The sequence below is a fragment of the Clostridium sp. DL-VIII genome, assembly GCF_000230835.1.
In the GTDB taxonomy this organism is placed as follows: Bacteria; Bacillota; Clostridia; order Clostridiales; family Clostridiaceae; genus Clostridium.
The window spans coordinates 2,912,573-2,934,076 of record NZ_CM001240.1 but is presented as its reverse complement, the minus strand read 5'-3'; the positions used below and the strand labels follow the sequence as shown (position 1 = coordinate 2,934,076).

Annotated in this window: 19 protein-coding genes and 1 pseudogene; 4 read left to right on the top strand and 16 right to left on the bottom strand. The window is 29.9% G+C overall.

The annotated features are described in order from the left end of the window. Window positions 1–301 precede the first annotated feature (301 nt). The 12 genes from CDLVIII_RS13425 to CDLVIII_RS13370 all read right to left on the bottom strand — a co-directional run bounded on the left by CDLVIII_RS13425 (window position 302) and on the right by CDLVIII_RS13370 (window position 12,131). Window positions 302–670: a TIGR04086 family membrane protein gene (locus CDLVIII_RS13425; RefSeq protein WP_009169980.1), complete on the bottom strand. Its 369-nt coding sequence runs from the start codon at window positions 668–670 to the stop codon at window positions 302–304. Between the two features lie 53 nt (window positions 671–723). Continuing rightward, the gene (gene yajC / locus CDLVIII_RS13420) at window positions 724–1,002 is read right to left on the bottom strand and encodes a preprotein translocase subunit YajC (protein WP_009169979.1); all 279 of its coding nucleotides are present in this window, start codon (window positions 1,000–1,002) and stop codon (window positions 724–726) included. Window positions 1,003–1,176: 174 nt separating this feature from the next. Next, on the bottom strand, window positions 1,177–2,316 hold the full coding sequence (tgt, locus tag CDLVIII_RS13415) for a tRNA guanosine(34) transglycosylase Tgt (protein WP_009169977.1): 1,140 nt from the start codon (window positions 2,314–2,316) through the stop codon (window positions 1,177–1,179). A gap of 97 nt (window positions 2,317–2,413) precedes the next feature. After that, a complete protein-coding gene (queA, locus tag CDLVIII_RS13410; RefSeq protein ID WP_009169976.1) occupies window positions 2,414–3,439 on the bottom strand; it encodes a tRNA preQ1(34) S-adenosylmethionine ribosyltransferase-isomerase QueA in 1,026 nt (341 codons plus the stop codon). 96 nt (window positions 3,440–3,535) lie between these two features. Then, window positions 3,536–4,576, bottom strand: coding sequence for a Holliday junction branch migration DNA helicase RuvB (ruvB, locus tag CDLVIII_RS13405; RefSeq protein ID WP_009169975.1), 1,041 nt, complete (start codon window positions 4,574–4,576; stop codon window positions 3,536–3,538). 143 nt (window positions 4,577–4,719) lie between these two features. Continuing rightward, window positions 4,720–5,316 carry a Holliday junction branch migration protein RuvA gene (gene ruvA / locus CDLVIII_RS13400; protein ID WP_009169974.1) on the bottom strand — a complete coding sequence of 199 codons (597 nt, stop codon included), beginning with the start codon at window positions 5,314–5,316 and terminating at the stop codon, window positions 4,720–4,722. Window positions 5,317–5,976: 660 nt separating this feature from the next. Next, on the bottom strand, window positions 5,977–6,564 hold the full coding sequence (locus tag CDLVIII_RS13395; protein WP_009169973.1) for a hypothetical protein: 588 nt from the start codon (window positions 6,562–6,564) through the stop codon (window positions 5,977–5,979). A 122-nt stretch (window positions 6,565–6,686) separates the two neighbouring features. Then, a complete protein-coding gene (locus CDLVIII_RS13390; protein ID WP_009169972.1) occupies window positions 6,687–7,421 on the bottom strand; it encodes a hypothetical protein in 735 nt (244 codons plus the stop codon). Between the two features lie 17 nt (window positions 7,422–7,438). Beyond that, window positions 7,439–8,308, bottom strand: coding sequence for a radical SAM protein (locus CDLVIII_RS13385; RefSeq protein WP_009169971.1), 870 nt, complete (start codon window positions 8,306–8,308; stop codon window positions 7,439–7,441). Next, the gene (locus tag CDLVIII_RS13380) at window positions 8,301–9,200 is read right to left on the bottom strand and encodes a LysR family transcriptional regulator (protein WP_009169970.1); all 900 of its coding nucleotides are present in this window, start codon (window positions 9,198–9,200) and stop codon (window positions 8,301–8,303) included. Before CDLVIII_RS13380 ends, CDLVIII_RS13385 begins: the two co-directional genes overlap by 8 nt. Window positions 9,201–9,445: 245 nt before the next feature. Then, window positions 9,446–11,098 (bottom strand): NAD-dependent malic enzyme, encoded by a 1,653-nt coding sequence (locus CDLVIII_RS13375; protein ID WP_009169969.1) that lies wholly within the window; start codon window positions 11,096–11,098, stop codon window positions 9,446–9,448. A 673-nt stretch (window positions 11,099–11,771) separates the two neighbouring features. Continuing rightward, complete coding sequence (locus CDLVIII_RS13370; RefSeq protein WP_009169968.1) at window positions 11,772–12,131, bottom strand: MmcQ/YjbR family DNA-binding protein; 360 nt, start codon at window positions 12,129–12,131, stop codon at window positions 11,772–11,774. A 209-nt stretch (window positions 12,132–12,340) separates the two neighbouring features. Here CDLVIII_RS13370 and CDLVIII_RS13365 point away from each other — a divergent pair, with 209 nt between their 5' ends. Further along, window positions 12,341–13,054, top strand: coding sequence for a GNAT family N-acetyltransferase (locus CDLVIII_RS13365; RefSeq protein ID WP_009169967.1), 714 nt, complete (start codon window positions 12,341–12,343; stop codon window positions 13,052–13,054). Here CDLVIII_RS13365 and CDLVIII_RS13360 read toward each other — a convergent pair whose 3' ends face one another. The 3 genes from CDLVIII_RS13360 to CDLVIII_RS13345 form a co-directional block, all read right to left on the bottom strand. Then, on the bottom strand, window positions 13,055–13,549 hold the full coding sequence (locus CDLVIII_RS13360) for a L,D-transpeptidase (protein ID WP_009169966.1): 495 nt from the start codon (window positions 13,547–13,549) through the stop codon (window positions 13,055–13,057). Window positions 13,550–13,601: 52 nt separating this feature from the next. Beyond that, complete coding sequence (locus tag CDLVIII_RS13355) at window positions 13,602–14,216, bottom strand: DUF488 domain-containing protein (RefSeq protein WP_009169965.1); 615 nt, start codon at window positions 14,214–14,216, stop codon at window positions 13,602–13,604. A 734-nt stretch (window positions 14,217–14,950) separates the two neighbouring features. Further along, window positions 14,951–15,229 (bottom strand): hypothetical protein, encoded by a 279-nt coding sequence (locus CDLVIII_RS13345; protein WP_009169964.1) that lies wholly within the window; start codon window positions 15,227–15,229, stop codon window positions 14,951–14,953. A gap of 180 nt (window positions 15,230–15,409) precedes the next feature. Between CDLVIII_RS13345 and CDLVIII_RS13340 the strand changes: the two genes are divergently transcribed. Beyond that, window positions 15,410–16,462, top strand: coding sequence for a galactose ABC transporter substrate-binding protein (locus tag CDLVIII_RS13340; protein WP_009169963.1), 1,053 nt, complete (start codon window positions 15,410–15,412; stop codon window positions 16,460–16,462). Window positions 16,463–16,605: 143 nt separating this feature from the next. On the opposite strand, the pseudogene CDLVIII_RS13335 reads toward CDLVIII_RS13340, so the two are convergent. Beyond that, window positions 16,606–18,663: pseudogene (locus CDLVIII_RS13335) on the bottom strand (thioredoxin domain-containing protein). Window positions 18,664–18,855: 192 nt separating this feature from the next. Here CDLVIII_RS13335 and CDLVIII_RS13330 point away from each other — a divergent pair. Together CDLVIII_RS13330 and ilvD are read left to right on the top strand one after the other, a co-directional pair. Then, window positions 18,856–19,542: a FadR/GntR family transcriptional regulator gene (locus tag CDLVIII_RS13330; RefSeq protein WP_009169962.1), complete on the top strand. Its 687-nt coding sequence runs from the start codon at window positions 18,856–18,858 to the stop codon at window positions 19,540–19,542. Between the two features lie 124 nt (window positions 19,543–19,666). After that, entirely contained in the window at window positions 19,667–21,340 is a 1,674-nt protein-coding gene (gene ilvD / locus CDLVIII_RS13325; RefSeq protein WP_009169961.1) for a dihydroxy-acid dehydratase, read from the top strand. The last annotated feature ends 164 nt before the right edge of the window (window positions 21,341–21,504 follow it).

Genomic DNA, 21,504 nt, shown 5'->3' with positions numbered 1-21,504 from the left:
ACATTTGTCTGGTAAAATCTTGATTATTATTTTATCAAATATTTTATATATTATGTAAAATACCAAAACATTTAAAATTAAGAAAATATAATCTTCATATAAAGAATTTATATATTCTTAATTTTAAATATCATTATAATTCATATGTTGCACAATGTTCATTATAGCACACAATAATTTCTTAATAAAGTTTTTTATTAAGCTGTTGCTATAAGTACCAAATTACCTTAAATTTCACCAAAATTCCTTTACATATGTATAACTTCTTTTAATCAAAAGTAAATTAAAAAATCAAAGTATCTTATAAATTTATCCCAAGCATTCCGGCAAGAGTACCTATAGCTAAAGCTATAATTAATTTAACAAAATCAAAAAGTTTAAAGGCTAGTTCGCCACTAAAGCAGCTAGATAATATAAATAATACTAAATAATATCCAAGTGCAACTCCAAAACCAACAAGCCATCCTTTCGATTCATTTTTCTTAGCTCCTATTATCGCACCTAAACATATGCTACATAAAGATATTATTACATAAATCATGTTAAAAATACCTTTACTAAATACTAATTTAGTCATCAATATTGATAAAAATGCGATACCTATAAAGCTGCAAATTAAAGTTCCTATAGTTCCCTTTACCACAGATTTTAAGTATTTATTATTTTCCATTAAAATAACACCCCCCAACACTTCATTTTATGAAACATTAAAGGGTATTATGATTATTCTGCCGTTACTTTATGAGATATTCCACTCTTTTCAAATTTAATTCTTGTTTTAGCCGAACTAGTTTCAATCGTAACAGTTTTCTCATCAATATGAGTGATTTTTCCTATAATTCCACCTCTAGTTGCAACTTCATCATTTACCTTTAACTCATCAATCATACCTTTGTATTTCTTTTTTCTTTTCTTTTCTGGTATTATAAGTAAAAAGTAAAATATAACAAATACAAGTAGCATTGGCCATATACTATAAAGCAAACTTGCTATACCATTCATAATTTTCCTCCATAACTAAAATCTTAATATTTTTCTATTCCTGATAAGTAGTTTACAATTCTTTAAGTTAGATGTCAATATAAACCTATTTTTATTTCTTTCTTACTTATCATAACAAATAAAAGTGTCAATTGTATTACATTTCCTAACTCTATATAAACCTTACCTTTTAAACTATTTGTTACCTTCCCAAGCTTTAAGTTTCTCTTCTTTGAAACTTTTAAAATATCCGCCATCAATAGCATCTCTTATATCCGCCATTAACTTATTATAGAAATACAAATTATGCAATACGCAAAGTCTCATGGCTAACATTTCCTTTGCCTTAAATAAATGTCTAATATAAGCCCTTGTATAATTCTTACATGCTGGGCACTGGCAGCCTTTATCTATAGGTCTTTTATCAAGTTCAAATTTTGCATTCATTAAATTCAGCTTGCCTTCTCCACAAAACACATTGCCATGTCTTCCATTTCTAGCTGGAAGTACACAGTCAAAAAAGTCTACTCCCCTTTCAACTGCTTCCAATATATTAGCTGGCGTTCCAACACCCATTAAATATATTGGCTTATCTTCTGGCAAATGTGGAACTACTGCATCTATAACTCTATACATTTCTTCATGAGTTTCACCAACTGCAAGACCGCCTATAGCATACCCATCCAAGTCCATCTTTGCTATTTCTTTAGCATGTTCTATTCTTATATCTTCATATACTCCGCCCTGATTGATTCCAAATAACATTTGTTCCTTATTAATAGTATCTGGAAGAGAATTTAATCTATCCATTTCAACTTTACATCTTTTAAGCCATCTTGTAGTTCTTTCCACAGATCTTTCAACGTATTCTCTTGGTGCAGGGTTTTCAACACATTCATCAAATGCCATGGCAATTGTAGATGCCAAATTGCTTTGAATCTGCATTGATTCTTCTGGTCCCATAAATATTTTTTTTCCATCAATATGAGAATTAAAATACACACCTTCCTCTTTTATCTTTCTCATTTTTGCAAGTGAAAATACTTGAAATCCACCTGAATCTGTAAGTATTGGTCTGTCCCAATTCATAAATTCATGTAATCCTCCAAGTTTTTTAACAACTTTATCAGTTGGTCTTAAGTGAAGATGATATGTATTAGAAAGTTCAACTTGACATTCAATTTCCTTTAAATCCATACTAGACACTGCACCTTTTATCGCTGCCAGCGTTCCAACATTCATAAATACTGGAGTTTGTATTGTTCCATGGGGTGTTTCAAATTGTCCTCTTCTTGCTTTTCCATCTTTTTTTAATAACGTATATCTTTTACTCACAAGCGTCACCTCTTAAATTATTTTATTTTTAATAAAACGCTTGATTAATGTCACCTCATCAGCGTAATTGAATTAGTTAACAGTTCTCAATTTACAGTTAACTTATAAACATTGCATCTCCAAATGAGAAAAATCTGTATTTTTCATTTACTGCTTCTTTATATGCATTCATAACATTATCTTGACCAGCTAAAGTTGATACAAGCATTATCAATGTTGATTCTGGCAAATGGAAATTTGTTATTAATTTATCCACTATCTTAAATTTATATCCTGGATATATAAAAATGTTAGTCCATCCGCTCTGCTCTTTGACAAATCCATTTTCGTCACCAATAGTTTCTAAGGTTCTTGTGGATGTTGTTCCAACTGAAATAACGGAATTCCCTCTTTTTTTAGTTTCATTTATTATATCTGCACTCTCTTTTGATAACATATAAAATTCGGAATGCATCTCATGTTCCTCTATATTTTCAACTTTTACCGGTCTAAAAGTTCCAAGTCCAACATGTAAAGTCAAATATACTATATTGACACCTTTTTCTTTTATTTCTTCTAATAGGTCATTAGTAAAATGAAGACCTGCTGTTGGTGCTGCAGCAGAACCATTTTCCTTTGAATATACTGTTTGATATCTTTCTTTATCTTCTAATCTCTCATGAATATATGGAGGTAATGGCATCTCACCTAATGAATCCAGTACTTCTTCAAAAATTCCTTCATAAGAAAATTCTACTATTCTATTTCCATCTTCTTTAACTTCTACTACCTCAGCTTTTAACTTTCCTTCACCAAAAGTAAACTTTCTTCCTACCCTTGCCGACTTTCCTGGTTTTGCTAAGCACTCCCATCTATCCTTTTCAATTCTCTTAAGCAAAAGGAACTCTATTTTTCCACCAGTGCCTTCTTTCTCACCAATCAATCTAGCCGGCATTACTCTAGTATTATTTAATACTAAAGTATCCCCTTTATTTAAATACTCTATAATATCATGAAACCTCTTATGCTTAATTTCTCCAGTTTTCTTATTCAAAACCATGAGTCTTGAGGAATCTCTCTGCTTCAAAGGATGTTGCGCTATTAACTCCTCTGGTAAATAAAAATCAAAATCTTTTACGTCCATTTGTTTATCTTCTCCTAACTTAAAAAGCTCGCCAAAATCAAAAAATTTTTGGCAGTTTATCATATTAGCTATTTATTATGTAAAACATTAAAAATATTAATTAGCTTCAAAAAAACTTCCCTGCATTTTATTATCCCTATTCTTTGATTTATTTTCTCTTCCAAGGTGTTTATATGCCTTTTCACTTGCTATTCTGCCTCTTGGCGTTCTTATAATAAATCCCTGCTGCAATAAATAAGGTTCATATACGTCTTCAATAGTTCCAAGTTCTTCTCCAATAAAATATGATAATGTTTCAATTCCAACGGGTCCACCGTTAAAATTATCAATTATAGCTTCTAATATCTTATTATCAACCCTATCAAAACCTTTATTATCTACTTCTAACAATTCCAGAGCTTCTCTCGCTTCTTTAAGCGATATTAATTTGTTTGATTTTACCTCTGAATAATCTCTGACTCTTTTTAATAGCCTATTAGCAATTCTAGGTGTTCCTCTAGACCTTCTCGCTATTTCAAGTGATCCTTCTTCTGTAATTGCACAGCCAAATACAGCAGCACTTCTTGTTACTATCTCCTTAAGCTGCTCATCTGTATAATATTCCATAGCACAAAGCACTCCAAATCTATCTCTAAGTGGAGAGGTAAGCATCCCTATCCTTGTTGTTGCTCCTATAAGCGTAAATCTTGGAAGATCTATTCTTATTGATTTTGCAGCAGCTCCCTTACCTATGACTATATCTAATGCATAATCCTCCATTGCAGGATACAATATTTCTTCTACTGTTCTATTTAACCTATGAATTTCATCTATAAATAAAACATCATAATCCTTTAACGTTGTAAGTATTGCAGCTAGATCCCCAGCTCTTTCTATAGCAGGGCCTGAGGTTACTTTCAAATCACCTCCCATTTCCTTGGCAATAATATTAGCTAAAGTAGTTTTACCAAGACCTGGCGGTCCATATAAAAGTGCATGATCCAGAGCCTCTTTTCTTTGTTTTGCTGCTTTAATGAATATATCTAATCGTTCTTTTACTTTATCTTGTCCTATATACTCATTTATCTTTTGAGGCCTTAAACTAAGCTCTGAATTTGAATCTTCATTCATTTCAGCTGGATTAACTATTCTTTCCATAAAAACCTCCCCCGTTTCCTCGTGAATTGCAACTACAAACTAACAATAATATTAATTTAAAATACTTCTATATATTAAACTTCCAAGAAATCCTGTAAGGATTTCCTCTACAGCTGTAAATTGTGAACTGTAAACTAAATTAATTATCCCATTAATGCTTTTAATGCATTCTTGATTATATTTTCCACGCTATCATTTTTATCAACTTTTTTAAGTGCCGCTTCTGCTTCTTTCTCACTATAACCTAATGCAAGCAAAGCACTTAATGCTTCTGATGCAAACATGATATTTTCATTTTCCTTATTACCTGAATCCAAAGTATTATCTAATAATTCATCTGGTTTTAGCTTATCTTTTAGTTCTAAAATAATTCTAGCTGCTGTTTTCTTACCTATACCAATTCCTCTGCAAATATGTTTCTCATCACCTGTCATAATTGCATACTTTAAATTATTTACTCTGCTTATAGATAATAACGATAATGCTGCTTTAGGTCCCACTCCATTAACTGTTAAAAGTAACTTAAACATTTCTAATTCTTCCTTAGAATCAAATCCATATAGTCCCAAGAAATCTTCCCTTACTATTTGTTCAAGGTAAATCATAATTTCCTCTCCGGATTTCGGCATGGAGGACATAGTAGCACCTGATGTAAAAATCTTATATCCAATTCCATTATTCTCTACTATTATATAGTCTTTATTTATCCCTATATATTTCCCCTTAATGTATTCGTACATATATTTTCCTCCAGATATGTAAATCAAAATTTGCTTATTTTCATTTTACCGCCTATAAAACAAAAATATTTTAGGCATATGAAAGAAAATAACGAGTCCAAAATGCCATGATTATTTTACATTAGGCGAAGAAACAGATTTGGCTCATAGCGAGCCTATTAGTGCAATCTACTGATGAAGTATAATGCAAAATAGGCTTGGCAGATGGACTTGTTATTTTTTGATTATGCCTTAAACATATGATACAAAATAAATTATCATACTTTCTTATTAATTATTTTAACTATATCTTAATCTAAATTCCTATATTATTGTTAAAACCTAACTTATACTTTATCATTTTAATCGAAATCTTTCAACAATGTATTTATTATTAGATATATTTTCGTACATATATTTTTTAACTCTTAATATTTAAAAATTCTTTATTTATACACTAATAAGGGTATGGAAGCATTCATTACTCCCATACCCTTATCTTAAATTTATTCACTATAACTATATATACTCAACCCAAAACTTGATTTATTTGAAAAGTCCATGGACCTTTCTTCTTTCAACTAATCACTTGCTATTTTTAAACATTAAAGACAATGACTTAATATATCAAAAACATGGATTTCTATTTATAAATCTATTTCATATTATATATTTGTTCCTTTATGATAGGTATTCAGACAAATTTTCTTCCGCATCTTCTTTTGAATTATACTCAAGTTCAAAATTTTTAATTTTATTTTTATCTATATCGCTTAAAGTATCTACTTTCTTGCTATTAGAATATACATCGTTACTATTTTCTATTAACAGAGTACCATTCTCATCTGTTTTATATATAGCAAAAAATCCATCTTTCTCTCCAATATAATATTTATTAGGTTTAAGAGCCTTCGAATCATCTTTTCTATATGTCATCTGACCATCTGGTTCTATTTCTAAAGCATACCCTTTATCTTTTAATTCTTTTGACAATTCAGCTGTTGTTAAACTTTCATCTAAATTTAACTCTTTTTTTAATTCCGCTAAAGTTAATTCCTTCTCTTTCATTTGTCCTGAGAATAAATAAATTTTAGTATTATCATTTAATTCACCATTTTTATTTACTTCACTCGCTACAACAGAATTATCTTTAGGGGTTTTATTACTCAAATACTTATTAGATAAATAATAAGTTACAGAAAATATAAGTACCAATGTTATTAATATGCCTATGAATAATTTCTTTTTAGTTATTGATTTATTTATCATATTAATCACTCCTTATCAAGGAGTATAGCCACTTTTCCAAGATTTATACAATAATTTTACATTTATGAAATAAATCTTTACATTGACAAACATTCAAAATATTTGTGTATTCCTTTTGGAATTTAATTGTATTTAAGCGTGTGTTTTAACGCATTTATTATTACCATATATGTTATTCTTAAACATTTTCTATAATTTAGAATACAATTTATAAATAGTACTGCAATTATAATCTCAAGATAATATAATATAACAATTGAAATCAAACTAAAATCAACCGACCTCATATTAAAAAAAGTTGCACTTAAATAAGTAAACCCAAAAATAATAAAGCATAAAATTATAAGACCTTTTATCATTCCTTTAAAGTCTTCACTGCTTGGAGCAATTCCACTTATTAATATTAAGAATAATATCATGGTTATAATTCCTTCCTTAGTAAGCATTATTCTTGGATCTAATATCTTATGTAATTCCGAAACTCCACCCTTTAAAACAAATTTACTTTCTATGAATATAAATATTGGTACATTTATAATCACTGGTGCTATAGCTATTAAAAATTCCTTAATACTTATTAAAAATGGAAAGCTGCTCTTAACTCTTGACCTTACAAAACCAGGTCTGTTTTCCCTCGGAAAAAGCTGAACCTGTTCTATTTTAGCAAGGCATAATATAGCAACAATTAAATGCGCTAACTCATGGGCGGGTGTACTCATTGCATATAAGAACTTAGCCAATTTAGTGCTAATAATTCCAATAAAACCTTGAAAAACCGATTGAATAAATCGTAACAAAAAATAATACGAAAAATACAGTAATAAAAAGGAACCTACTGATTTTATTGCTACCTCCACTATACCCACCTCCATTTTTATCTTACTCTATTTATAAAACCGCATCTTTTGCATAACTCTTCTACTGCTTGTCTTCTAGAAAATCCTTCATATATATCCTTAGCTCTCTTTGAATTTAAAATTTCTTCTAGTGTATCTTCAAAAATATTACCCAAAGCTATACTTCCTTCTCCGTCTAGACAACAAGGCACAACAGTTCCATCTACCAATATTCCAATGTGATCTCTAAGTCCATAACAAAAAGCTCTTTCACCTAATTCTTCAATTTTAAGCGATGGCCAGTTAAACTTTTCTCCCATACTAAGATATAGATTTTTTCTTAACTTAAAGCTATTTTTTTCCTTCAAGCTGCTTCTTAAGTCTTCCTCGAGCTTAAATTCATTTTCAAGCAATTTGAAAATATCTATATTCATATTATTACTTGCTACATATTTTGTATCTAAGTTCCATAACCTGAGAGAACAAATCACATCAGTTTTTTCTGTAGCTTCTTTTACGAAATCAAGTATATTCTCTATATATTTATTAAAATTCATGTTATCTTCATTAGCTTCAAAACTATGTAAGGAAATATTGACCTGTCTGAGTGCTGGAGAATTTAACAATACATCCTTTACATCCTTTATTAATGTACCATTAGTAGTTATATTGACCTTTAACTCATTTTCTTTACTTATATTCAAAAATTGTTCTAGCTTCTTATTTATAAATGGTTCCCCCATCAAATGAAAATAAACATAATCTGTATAAGGCCTTATGCTTTTTATAATATACTCAAAATTATTTTCATCCATAAACTTTAATTCTCTAGATGTTTTTGGGCAAAAATTGCAGCTTAAATTGCATACATTAGTTATTTCTATATAAATTTTCTTAAACTTACTCATTAAATATATACTCCGTCTTATTAGAATTATTTAGAATTATCTCTTTTATTTTTTCCTCATTAAAAGTAAGATATCTATCTTTCTTTGATGCAAATGAAATATAAAATTTTATTGGCTTCAAAAGTGGTACTGTTTTTATTGTTTTTATATTATTGACTGCCATATCAATCATTATTCCAATTCCAAGTCCAGAAGCAATAAGAGATTTTGCTGTTTGTATTTCTTCTGTATAGTAAAAATTTTTCATAGACATATTGTTTTCAGTGCAAAGTTTTTCAAGTACTTCATTATGTATATATGAATTTCCTAGAACTATGAATTGCTCATTTAAAAGATCTTTAAAATCTATTTTTATTTTTTTAGCAAGTACATGACTTTGACTCATACAAACTTTAAATTCATCTACTTTTAGAATCTTAGCTTCTAAATTTTCTTCCTTCAATGGAGACAATGAACCTATAAGAGACATATCAACTTCATTAGTTAATAACAATTCTTTCATGGTTACAGAACCCTTCTCAACAAGTTCAATATTTCTTGCATACCCTTGTTTAACCAATTCTTCCATAATTGTCGGAAAAAAATATGCGCCTATCATGGGTGGTACTCCTAATTTTATATTCCCACCACTTACTTTAGATATCTCTAATTTTATCTCCTTAATTTCCTCAATAATATTTTGAGTATGTTTTTTTAATATCATTCCAGCTTCTGTTAATTCAATCTGCTTTTCAGAATGATTTCTTATAACAAGCTTTGTATTTAATTCTTTTTCAATCCTCTTTAGCGCCATCGTTATTGAAGGTTGAGAAACATAAAGCTTTTCTGCTGTTTTTGTAAAACTCTTAAGCTTGCATAAATAATAAAAATACTCCATATCTTTAAGATTCATAATTAAACGACTCCTTTGGAATAAGAATACACTATATTTTTAAAGGAAGCAAATACTTATAAAACATATGCCAATAATCGTTATACTCAGTGATTTTTGTTTCATATATTATATTAATTTTAGTGATAAATTAAAAGTGGCAAGTTAATAGGATTTTCTCCCTTAAACCTGTCACTCATAACTTGTCACTTGTTTCTAGTCTACTTTTCTCTTAAATTATATATTTCTTTTTACAGATCTTTAATCTAGTTTTCACTATAATCCATATATTTTGGTTCCCATATATCTCTTTCAATCGCTTCCATGGCCTTTTCTTCTGTAACAGCTGCTCTATTTACACCATCTTTTATTGCCTGCTTTACAACCGCTGTTGCTACAAGTTTTGATGCTTCTCTAAGTCTTGCTACTGGTGGAAGCATAGCTGCTCCAGGCTTAGATAGATCCTGAAGTGATGCAATTCCATGCGCGGCAGCTGATAACATGCTATCTGTAACTGTCTTTGCCTTTGCAACAATTATTCCAAAACCTAATCCTGGGTAAAGCAATGCATTATTCGCTTGACCTATCTTATATGTCACTCCTTTATATTCAACTGGGTCAGATGGACTTCCTGTAACAACTAGCGCTCTACCATCACTCCATTTTATTATATCTTCTGCTTTTGCTTCACAAAGCTTTGTTGGATTTGATATCGGCATAATTGCAGGTCTATCATTTACCTTAGCCATATTCTTAACCACTGCTTCTGTGAACGCTCCCGGAACTCCAGAAGTTCCTATAAGAACTGTAGGCTTTACTTCTTCTACGATTTGTGCTAAATCTGTTAGTGGAGCTTTAAATTCGTCTTTTCCACGAGCATATTTCTTTTGACCTTCAGTCAGCCCTTCCATATCCTCTGTGACAAGCCCATATCTATCTACAATATAGAAATGTTTTTTAGCTTCTTCTTCACTAAGTCCACTTCTTACTTTTTCTAATAAAATCTGATCTGATACCCCAATACCAGCAGTACCACCACCAAATACTAAAACTCTATGTTCCTTTACTGGAATGTTTGTAACTTTAGCTACTGCATTTAATGCAGAAACCATCATTACTCCTGTTCCTTGGATGTCATCATTAAATGTACATATTTTATCTCTATATTTCTCAAGAATTCTACTTGCATTCCCTCGTCCAAAGTCCTCCCAATGAAGAAGTACTTCTGGGAATAATTCCATAGAAACTTTAACAAACTCTTCTATAAAATCATCATATTTTTCACCAACAATTCTTTTATGCTTATTTCCTAAGTATAATGGATCATTTAAAAGTTTTTCATTATTAGTTCCTGCATCTATTACAACTGGAAGCACATTCTTTGGATTAATTCCCGCTGCAACGGTATAAACAGCAAGTTTTCCAATAGAAATGTCAACACCTTGTACTCCCCAGTCTCCTATTCCAAGTACTCCTTCTCCATCAGTTACAACTATAAGCTTTATTTCATCAAGATCACCTAATGAAGCTTCTATTGCTTTTCTTATATCTCCAATATTATCTACTGAAAGGAATACTGCATCTTTTGGAGTATCATATTTTCTTGAGTAATTTATAACTGCATCTCCTATTGTTGGAGTATAGATTACAGGAAGTAATTCTGTAACATGTTTACCTAAAACATAATAAAATAATGTACGATTTGTATCATATAAATTCATCAAAAAAAGATGCTTTTCAAGGTTATCTTCAAATGATTTAGTTCTTTCATAAATTACTTTTTCTTGTTCCTCAATAGTTCTTACTGCATTAGGCAACAGACCTACAAGATCATATTTTTTTCTCTCTTCTTCAGTAAATGCTGTTCCTTTATTTAAAAATGGATTTCTTAATAATTCCTGTCCCTTTAAGTTTCTCATTTAGAACACTCCTTTTTTATTTAACTAGTCATATCATAAATTCAACTATATTATTATGTATCTATGATTTTATTATAAATCTATCTTCTTTCAATAAGAAATATCGTTTACTTATAAGGTCATAAATATTATTTATAGTTAATTTATTCCATCGTAATTTAAGCAATAATTATAACAATAAGTTTTTGCAAAATATAAAGAGATATACGAAACTGCAATTACAATTTCTTATATCTCTCTTAGTAAATATAAAAAGCAAGTGTACTTGTGATACACTTGCTTTTCCTTAGTCACTGATTTTTACGTTGTCCGCCAACTGGGTACGACCCTATGTCGTACATTGCTTCTGGGATTTTTACGTTGCCCATCACCAACTGCATACCTCTTGAGATATGCTCTTCTGCCGGATTGAAGTGTCAGTACACTAAGATAAATTCAAATCTTTATCTTGATTTAATTATATATTATTTCAATGATTACCGCAATATATTTTTTGAATTTTCTGACTCATTTGCATATTTTCTTTTCCCAAATTTAATTTATTAATACTCCAGATCCAAATATAGCTATTGAATTTTCAATACAGTGCCTTCATTTATAATTATTGGTGTTCGGTTTCAATTTGAATTATCATTTAACTATCTTCTATATATTTAACACCATATTTTCAGGCTTATTCTTCGATGATTTCTCTTTGAATTTTTTTACTAAAAGAAGCTACAATTAATCTATACGACATATCTATCATCTGTTTTACTACTTCATCTGGTACCTTTCCACCTATATATACTGAATTCCAATGTACCTTATTCATATAATATCCTGGAATAATTTCTTCATATTCATCTCTCAAAAACCTTCCGAAACTCGGCTCACATTTTATTGTTATTATTGGTGTACCGTTCTTATCTCCCCCTTGCATAACAAACATCTTTCCTCTTACAAGATATCTAGTAGCATTCCATTCTTCTTTAAAATCCTTTTCTGCACCTTTTTTACTTAAGCAGTAATCATCAAGCCATCTATAATCCATATTATTTCCTCCTAATCTCTATACCCATTTCAATTCTTACTTTCTTCTTTCTGAACAATTAATAATATCTTATTTTTTAATTTTATCATATTTTACAATAATTTGTATTTAATTATCTCGATATTGCAATCGATTTATTTAAATAATTTTGTTTATGCTATAATGAAGTTAAAGAACATCTAAATTTATTTTGAAAGGATTCACTTATTATGCTTAATCATACAGCTAATAAAATATTACTTAATGACTTTTTACTAAATGTAGATATGCTTGAATGCATCCGCAGAGGCAGTGCTGAAATTTTATTTGCTTCAGACGGAAGTGTTTTATTAATTGACATCCCATCTCAAATATATATGCTTTCTAGCCAAAGTCATAAAATAGCAGAACATCTAATTTCTAAAATTTCTGCTAATGCTGAAATCATTGTTTCCCATGATAAATTTTCTTATGAGTTATTGGCTAAAAAGTTTAAGTTTAATAACACCATGATTTGTTATAACACTGTTTATACAAATCATACACCATTAGAATCAAAAAATTCTACTGTGAATATTAAAATCCTGACTCTAGGATATAAAGACATTATAATGAAGTATTATTCTAAGGCAGAAATTATTGAAGAAGGTTATATTGAGGATAGATTAAAATCAAAAGTTATGTTTGGTGCCTTCATTAATGATGATCTGTGTGGTTTCATTGGAAGTCACACAGAAGGTTCTATCGGAATGTTAGAAGTTATTCCTAATTATCGAGGAAAAGGAATTGGAGCAGCCTTGCAGATAGCAGCCACTAATAGTGCTTTAGCAAATGGAAGATATCCTTACGGACAAGTTATTGAAGATAATCTTGCTTCAGCTGCTTTACAAAAAAAGCTTGGTTTTGAATTGTCAAAAAATAAAGTCTATTGGCTTATGAAATAATTAGTTTATAATCACTTTAGTTCCCCTGGGGACATTATCGTAAATCCATTTGGCATTTTCTTTAGATAACCTGATGCATCCATCTGATAATTTCATACCAAGTCTTCCATCTCTTATAGATCCATCCAGATTGTATATTATTGAATGAAATAAATAATTTCCTTTAAATTGCGTATAATACCAGCATTTATACCCCTTACTTACTCCAAAATAAAGACCTTTTATTCCAACGGTAAATGTTCCCTTTGGCGTTGGTGTTGAATTTTTTCCTATTGTACATATATAGCTGTGAATTAGATTCCATTTATTTGTACTGCCCTTATAAATATTTACTTTAAAACTCCTAAGATTGACCAAAATCAAATATTCGGTTGTACTTGAAATATTATTTTTATTTACATAATTAGAAGTACTGGCATTTTGTTTAGCATCATCTGCTCTACTATTTTTCTTATCATCTCTTTTACTTTTAAATATCTTAGATAAAATTTTCATACTCTTATTTCCAAATTATTATTATAAATTAATATATGCGTATTTTATAAATTTATTTTAAATTTTCAACTCTCCATCCAATTTCCTTATTAGCTAATCTATATCCCTCTTCAATCATTTCTTCTTCACTCATTGAATTTCCAAGGAGACTGTCAATAGTTAATTGGTTTCTATTACTGAAATATTTGTTTAGGATACTTTCTTCTATATTTTCCTGAGATGCAAGTGTATAATCATCTAAAATATGCTTAACATTAAATCCATCTTTTCTTAAGAAACGCCCAACTAATATACTTCTATGGCACCTTATCGGATCCTGCATAGCACCAAGAACTGCTATATTATACCCTTTTTTGCATCCTATCTTTAATCTTTCAATACCATTTAAAAATTCCTGCTCTTTAGCTACCTTTTCAAAATCTGAATACCCTTCTTTATTATAAGATATTTTATTTTCTCTATTTGCCGCAAATTCTTTTGCCATATATATGTATATAAATCCTTCTCTTTTTAAAGTTTCAGCTATGGTTTCTTTATTATACTGAACATTATATTTTGAATAAGGAATTCCTCTAATATCTACAACACAGTTGATATTGTAATACTTTAGCATATCAATAAGTTTTTCTACTGGATAATTTGAATGACCAATCGTATATATCTCCATTTTGCTCTCGCCCCTTTCAAATGATTAGATTAACTTACTATTTTTCTTCAATAAAATCTAACGAATTACTAGTGTTTTCTTATATTAATGTAATTATTTTAATTAATATGAAAAAAAATTCAACTTATATATAAATTGAATTCACGAAAAGTACTATTTTTATCCTAATTGAATACAAAAGCGCTGGTAAAAAATTACTTTAACACATATACTTATGGTATAATATATATGTGTATAAGCTGCATTGATGGGAGCGGTGGTTGTACGTTCTCCAACCTTGGGTTGTTGATTACTATCTGTTTCAATCCCTAGGAAGGTGGTATTGGATATGATTATTGGAATGTTGGCGTTTCTACTATTTCTCGTGCTAGTAATGCTAATAAATAGATCTTTAAAGTGTAGTTCTAAAGAATGTGACTTTGAAATCTCACTTAATCTCAAAGGTTTTAAATTAGTTTTTAAAACCACTAAAGAAGGCGCCCCATCTTCAAATAAGCGTCTTCCTTAGTTACAAAGTTTCTTTTTATAGAAATCGAAACCAATAGCCCAAAAAACAAAAACGTACTAGAAGGTCTAATGATACCCATTAGACTTTCTATATTATTATATCATACATTTTTTTATTTGCTACACCTTATATTGTATATAACTACTTTTAATAATATGAAAATTTAAATGATTTTTTACAAAATTTTTTTATTAATATTTAGAATTTTAATTAAACATTAATATAATTATTTAATAAGTGCACCAAATGCTGTTGCTATTAATAGTGCTAAAATGATAATACACACAAAAAGAGCATATCCCTTTCCTATTAGCTGTGAAGTCCTTTTTCCATATAACGCATGCATAGGCAGAGATGAAGCTTTTCCATCCTTATCAAACATAATTGAAGTGTATCCATCCGTTGCTAGATATCCATCTTTGATAGTTTTTATTGAAAAGTCACTCATCTTCATATTAACTTTTTCACAATATGTTTTTATTTTTTCTTTAATAACATCTTCCATATAGCTCATCTCCACTTTTTAATAACTACATTCTTATTATTATATTTTAATACAATTATTTACCATATTGTATTAAAATATTTATAATCTTTATATGGATTCCTCATTAGAATATTTTTTTCAATTAAACGCACTATAATACTAGTACTTATATTTAATACAAAACATGGAGGATTACTAATGAAAATATCAGAAAAATTATTAATATTTATTATGATTCCAATTATAATAATTTCAGCAATAAATCTATCAGAAAAAAATGTGTATGCTGCTCCGAATCAAAATAAGAAGCTTCCTATTAAAATAGCTGTATTTTTTGACAATTCTAATGCCATGTATATTTCTCTCCTGAAGCAGAATTTAGAACAAATTCAAAGAGAAAATGAAGATAAAGTAAAGTTTACTTTTTTTAATGCAAGCGATAATCAAAGTGTACAAAATCAGAGTATTGAGAACGCCCTTAATGATAATTTTGATCTTTTTATTATAGGCATAATAACTCCAAATTTAAATGATGTAAAAAGTACTTTAAGTAAAGTCATTGCTAAAAATATTCCCTTAATCTTAAATCCTGATCCTGCCAAAGAAATAATAGATTTTGTTAGACCTTATAAACGCTTTGTAATTATTGGTGCTGATTTTGAGCAATCAGGTATCATGGAAGGCAAACTCCTTGTCGATGAATGGAATTCTCATAAAGAATCTATAGATAAAAATCATGATAATGTATTGCAATATATTATGTTAAAAGGTAGAATTGGAAGCCCATTAACATATTTAAGGACAAAGTATTCAATCTTAACTCTTAACGATGCTGGAATAAGAACTGAGGAACTTGCTGCTCCTTACTGTGAATGGCTTGAAGATTGTGCTGAAAATTCTATTGAATCTCTCTTTCTTAAATATAGCAACAAAATTGAAGCCATAATTTCAAATAATGATGCAATGGCAGTCGGTGCCATTGAAGCTTTGCAAAAATATGGATATAATAAAGGTGATAAAAATGCACTTATTCAGGTTGTAGGAATAGATGGAATGCCCGCTGCTAAGGAGCTTATTCAAAAGGGTCTCATGGCTGGTACTGTTGTAGTAGAACCACATGATCTTGCTGAGGCTCTTTATGCTATCGGAATGAACCTGGCTTATGATAAATATCCCCTTGATAATACAAAATATAAGTTTGATGATACTGGATTTACAGTTCATTTGAATTACAAAGAATATACAAAATAAAAGAACCTCACATGATTTTATCCCTACTTGGCAAGGACATAAAACATGTGAAGTTTTTTTATTCTTTAGGAATTTATAATAAATTTAAATCTGTAGATAATTATTATAAATGGCCATTTTACTACAGTTAAATGATTCAAATTTTATAGTAACTTTTCTATTTCACTAATGCTATTTACAGGTGATAAGCAAGATTTTCCTTTACATAAATAATAGGTAGATTTATCATTTATATATTTATAATCATTGATAAACGGTATTAACTTTTTTATTATTTCTTCGTTTTCATCACTAATGCTAATAGTAGTTAAATTAAAGCTTGGTATTTCACTTAGTAGATTTTTAATTTGTTCCTCATCACTTTTATCTTTTATTAAACAAATCAGCTCTTTCCCTTCATCTAATGCAAATGAAGCTGCTATTAAGAAAAATGAATGATTTATTTCTTCATTGAGAATAGATCCACAGATAAAATTAAGTTGTTTTTCAGCCATTTCTTCTAAGTATGTATCACCTGTAATCCTTGCAAGCTTTATTAAATTATATGCTGCAACAGAATTTCCAGCCGGTACTGCTCCATCAAAAAGTTCTTTAGGCCTAGCTATTAGTCTTTCACTATCTTCACCATATAGAAAAAATCCATTTATTTTATTATCCCAAAATAAATCAATCATCTCCTTATTTAAATCAATAGCTTTCTTTAAAAATGTAACATCAAAGCTGCTCTCATAAAGTTCAATGAGACCAAAACATAAAAAAGCGTAATCATCTAAATATGCTTTATGACGTGATTCTTCATCTCTGTATCTTGCAAATAATCTGCCATCTTTATCAATTAAATTATCAAAAATGAAATTTACGACCTTCTTAGCATATTCTAAATATTTTATATCTTCAAGAACTTTATAAGCTTTTCCAAGCGCTGCTATCATTAGACCATTCCAAGAAGTTAAGATTTTATCATCTTTATGTAATTTCATCCTCTGGCTTCTATATTCAAGAACTTGTTCGCTTAAATTATTTATTTTATCATCGGTTTTATAATAGTTCTTATTTTTTATAAGATTTGGAATGCTTTTTCCTTCAAAATTTCCTTTAGGTGTTATATTAAAATATTTATTAAAATACATTCCATCCTTTTCGTCCAAAATTCGTATGATTTCTGACGGATTAAATACATAATACTTTCCCTCTTCTCCTTCACTATCTGCATCTTCTGCGCAATAAAATCCGCCATTATCACTCCTAAGTTCTCTAAATACATATTCTAATGTTTTTATTGCTATATCTTTGTACAAATCATTTTTAGTAACTTCATATCCTTCAAGATATGCTATAATCAATAATGCATTATCATAAAGCATTTTTTCAAAATGTGGAACCAGCCACTTACTATCAGTAGAATATCTAGAAAATCCAAAACCTATATGATCAAATATTCCGCCTCTGTACATGCAATCAAGCGTCTTCTCAGCCATTTCTAATGCTTTTGTATCTTTATATTTTTCATAATATCTAAGCAAAAACATTATTTTATGTGGCGTTGGAAATTTAGGTGCACTTCCAAATCCACCATAGTTATTGTCAAAAGCATGTAAAAGTTGATTATATCCATTTTCTAAAGTTTTAGAAGTTAATTTTTTTGAACTAGTTTCACCTTCAAAGTATTTAGTTAATTCAGATAAAATCCCTTCGCTAGATGATACAATCTTATTCTTATTTTCCTTCCATTGTTTTATTACGGAATTCATAACATCCATAAGCCCTGGCATATTATATTTAGAGTTTTTAGGAAAATAAGTTCCTGCATAAAATGGTTTTTGATCTGGAGTCATTATTATCGTAAGAGGCCAACCGCCTTGGCCAGTGAGAGCTTGGCAGACAGTCATATAAACGCTGTCCACATCTGGTCTTTCTTCTCTATCTACTTTAATTGCTATAAAATTTTCATTCATAAGTTTTGCAACTTCTTCATCTTCAAAAGATTCATGAGCCATAACATGGCACCAATGACAAGTCGATTCCTATAACCAACATTATGAATACCCAATAGATAGAAATATAGGCTTATCTTCCTTTTTAGCTAATTCAAATGCTTCACTTCCCCATCCAAACCAATTGATAGGATTATAAGCATGTTGTAATAGATAAGGAGATTTCTCGTTTATTAATCTATTGGGTGTCTCAATTAAGTTAGTCATATTACCACCTTCTTTCATGATTAATTTATAAATAGTTTACCGCTCATAAAAAGAATATATACTTGTAAATTATTCTAGTGATTTTTTTCTTTTTTGAACTAGAATATTACAATATGCAGACATCAGACATCTCTCTTGAAAAATGACCTCTTTTGCGATATCATATAAATATTACCTAAAGGAGGTTAACTTATGTCAAAGAAAGAAAAAAGCTTAGCTGAAAGTATTGCTGATGACATTCTTGCCATGATTACTATAGATAAAAGATTTACTGCTAACGACAAACTACCAAATGAAAATGAACTTTCCTCTGAACTACAAATAAGCAGAACCACATTGCGTGAAGCCATCCGCATTTTGGTTGCTCACAAAGTTCTTGAAATTAGACGAGGAAAAGGTACTTTTGTAACAGCTAATCAAGACCTCAATGAAAACTTTGGATTAGAAGATCTTTCAACTGAAAAATTAAATATAAGAGATCTGTACGAAATGAGATTAATCTTTGAGCCTCAAACTGCATATTATGCTGCTAAACGTGCTACAGATAAAGAGCTGGAAAGAATACTTTATTATGGGAAATTAGAAGAAGAGAAAATACTAAACAATGAAGACCGTACTGAGATTGAACAAGCTTTTCATAAATCTATTGCAAAGGCAACTCATAATGAGTTTATGAATAAGTTAATGCCTATACTCTATAAAGCTATAGATAAAGGAGTTATTTTGTCTGATGCTAATAAATCAATAATTGAAGCTACTTTTAATGATCATCATACAATAATGGAATTTTTAGAAAATCGTGATGCTGAAGGCGCAAAAACTGCAATGAAACTCCATATTATTCGCGCTATGAGAGGTTTAGGTATCTATAGTGAATAAAGATAAGTACTGATTACAGTGCTTATTTTTTATATAAACTTAATTGCTTCATTGACAATAGACATCATACAACATATAATAAAAATATACAACGTATTTTTTATTTAAAAGGGGGGCTTACACCATGAAAAGTGATGTAATAAAAAAAGGATCTAAAAGTGCACCACATCGTTCGTTATTAAGTGCACTAGGTTTAACAAAGGAAGAAATAGAAAGACCTTTAATAGGTATTGTGAGTTCACAAAATGATATCGTACCAGGTCATATGAATCTAGATAAAATAGTTGAAGCTGTTAAGATGGGTGTATCAATGGCTGGCGGTACTCCTATAGTATTCCCGGCAATTGCTGTATGTGATGGAATTGCAATGGGACATGAAGGTATGAAATATTCATTAGTAACAAGAGACCTGATTGCAGATTCTACAGAAGCAATGGCAATGGCTCATGCTTTTGATGCATTAGTAATGGTTCCTAATTGCGATAAAAATGTCCCTGGGCTTTTAATGGCAGCTGCAAGAGTTAATGTTCCTACTATCTTTGTAAGTGGTGGGCCTATGCTTGCAGGAAAAGTCGACGGATGTAAGACAAGCCTTTCCAGCATGTTTGAAGCTGTTGGTGCTTATAATGCTGGAAAAATTACAGAAGAAAAATTAGAGGAATACGAAAACAACGTATGTCCTACTTGTGGTTCTTGCTCTGGAATGTATACAGCAAATAGCATGAATTGCTTGACAGAAGTTCTTGGAATGGGACTTCAAGGAAACGGAACTATCCCAGCAGTTTATTCTGACAGGATTAAACTTGCTAAACATGCTGGTATGAAGATTATGGAATTACTCGAAAAGAACATAAGACCAAGAGATATCATGACAAAAGATGCATTTATAAATTCTCTAACTATGGACATGGCTCTTGGATGCAGTACAAATAGTATGCTGCATTTACCTGCAATTGCACATGAAGTTGGTTTCGATTTAAATGTTGATATAGCAAATGAAATCAGTGCAAAAACCCCAAACCTTTGTCATCTTGCTCCTGCTGGACATACTTATATTGAAGATTTAAATGCAGCTGGTGGAATTTATGCAGTTATGAATGAAATAAGCAAATTAGGTTTGTTGAAGACTGACTTAATAACATGCACAGGACAAACTATTGCTGAAAATATAAAAGGTTGCATAAACAAAAATCCTGAAGTTATAAGACCAGCTGAAAATCCATATAGTACAACAGGTGGAATCGCTGTTCTTAAAGGTAATCTTGCTCCAGATTCTTGTGTAGTAAAACGTTCTGCAGTTGTACCTGAAATGTTAAAGCATGAAGGTCCTGCAAAAGTATTTGATTGTGAAGAAGATGCACTTGATGCAATAAACTCTGGTAAAATTGTTGATGGAGATGTTGTTGTTATAAGATATGAAGGTCCAAAAGGCGGCCCTGGTATGAGAGAAATGCTTAATCCAACATCTGCAATTATGGGAAGAGGTCTCGGTAGTACTGTTGCCCTTATAACTGATGGACGCTTTAGCGGCGCAAGCAGAGGTGCTTCAATTGGCCACGTTTCTCCTGAGGCTGCTGTAGGTGGTAATATTGCATTAGTTGAAGATGGTGATATTATTCAAATAGATATAAATGCTAATACAATAAATTTTGTAGTTAGCGATGAAGAATTAGCAAGAAGAAGAGCAAATTGGAAACCAAGACAGCCTAAAATTACAACAGGTTACTTAGCAAGATATGCTGCTCTAGTAACATCAGGTAATAAAGGTGCTATCTTAGATATCCCAAGATTTAATTAAATAATCACTTCGATTATTTGCAAAATGTGAATTTACTAAAAATAATAAAGAGGCTTATACTAGAAAGTTATTTGTTTTAATATAACTTTCTAGTTTTTTATTTTTAACTATTCTCATATGAATCACTAAGATAATTTTTGTAAAAACTATATATATCTTTAGAT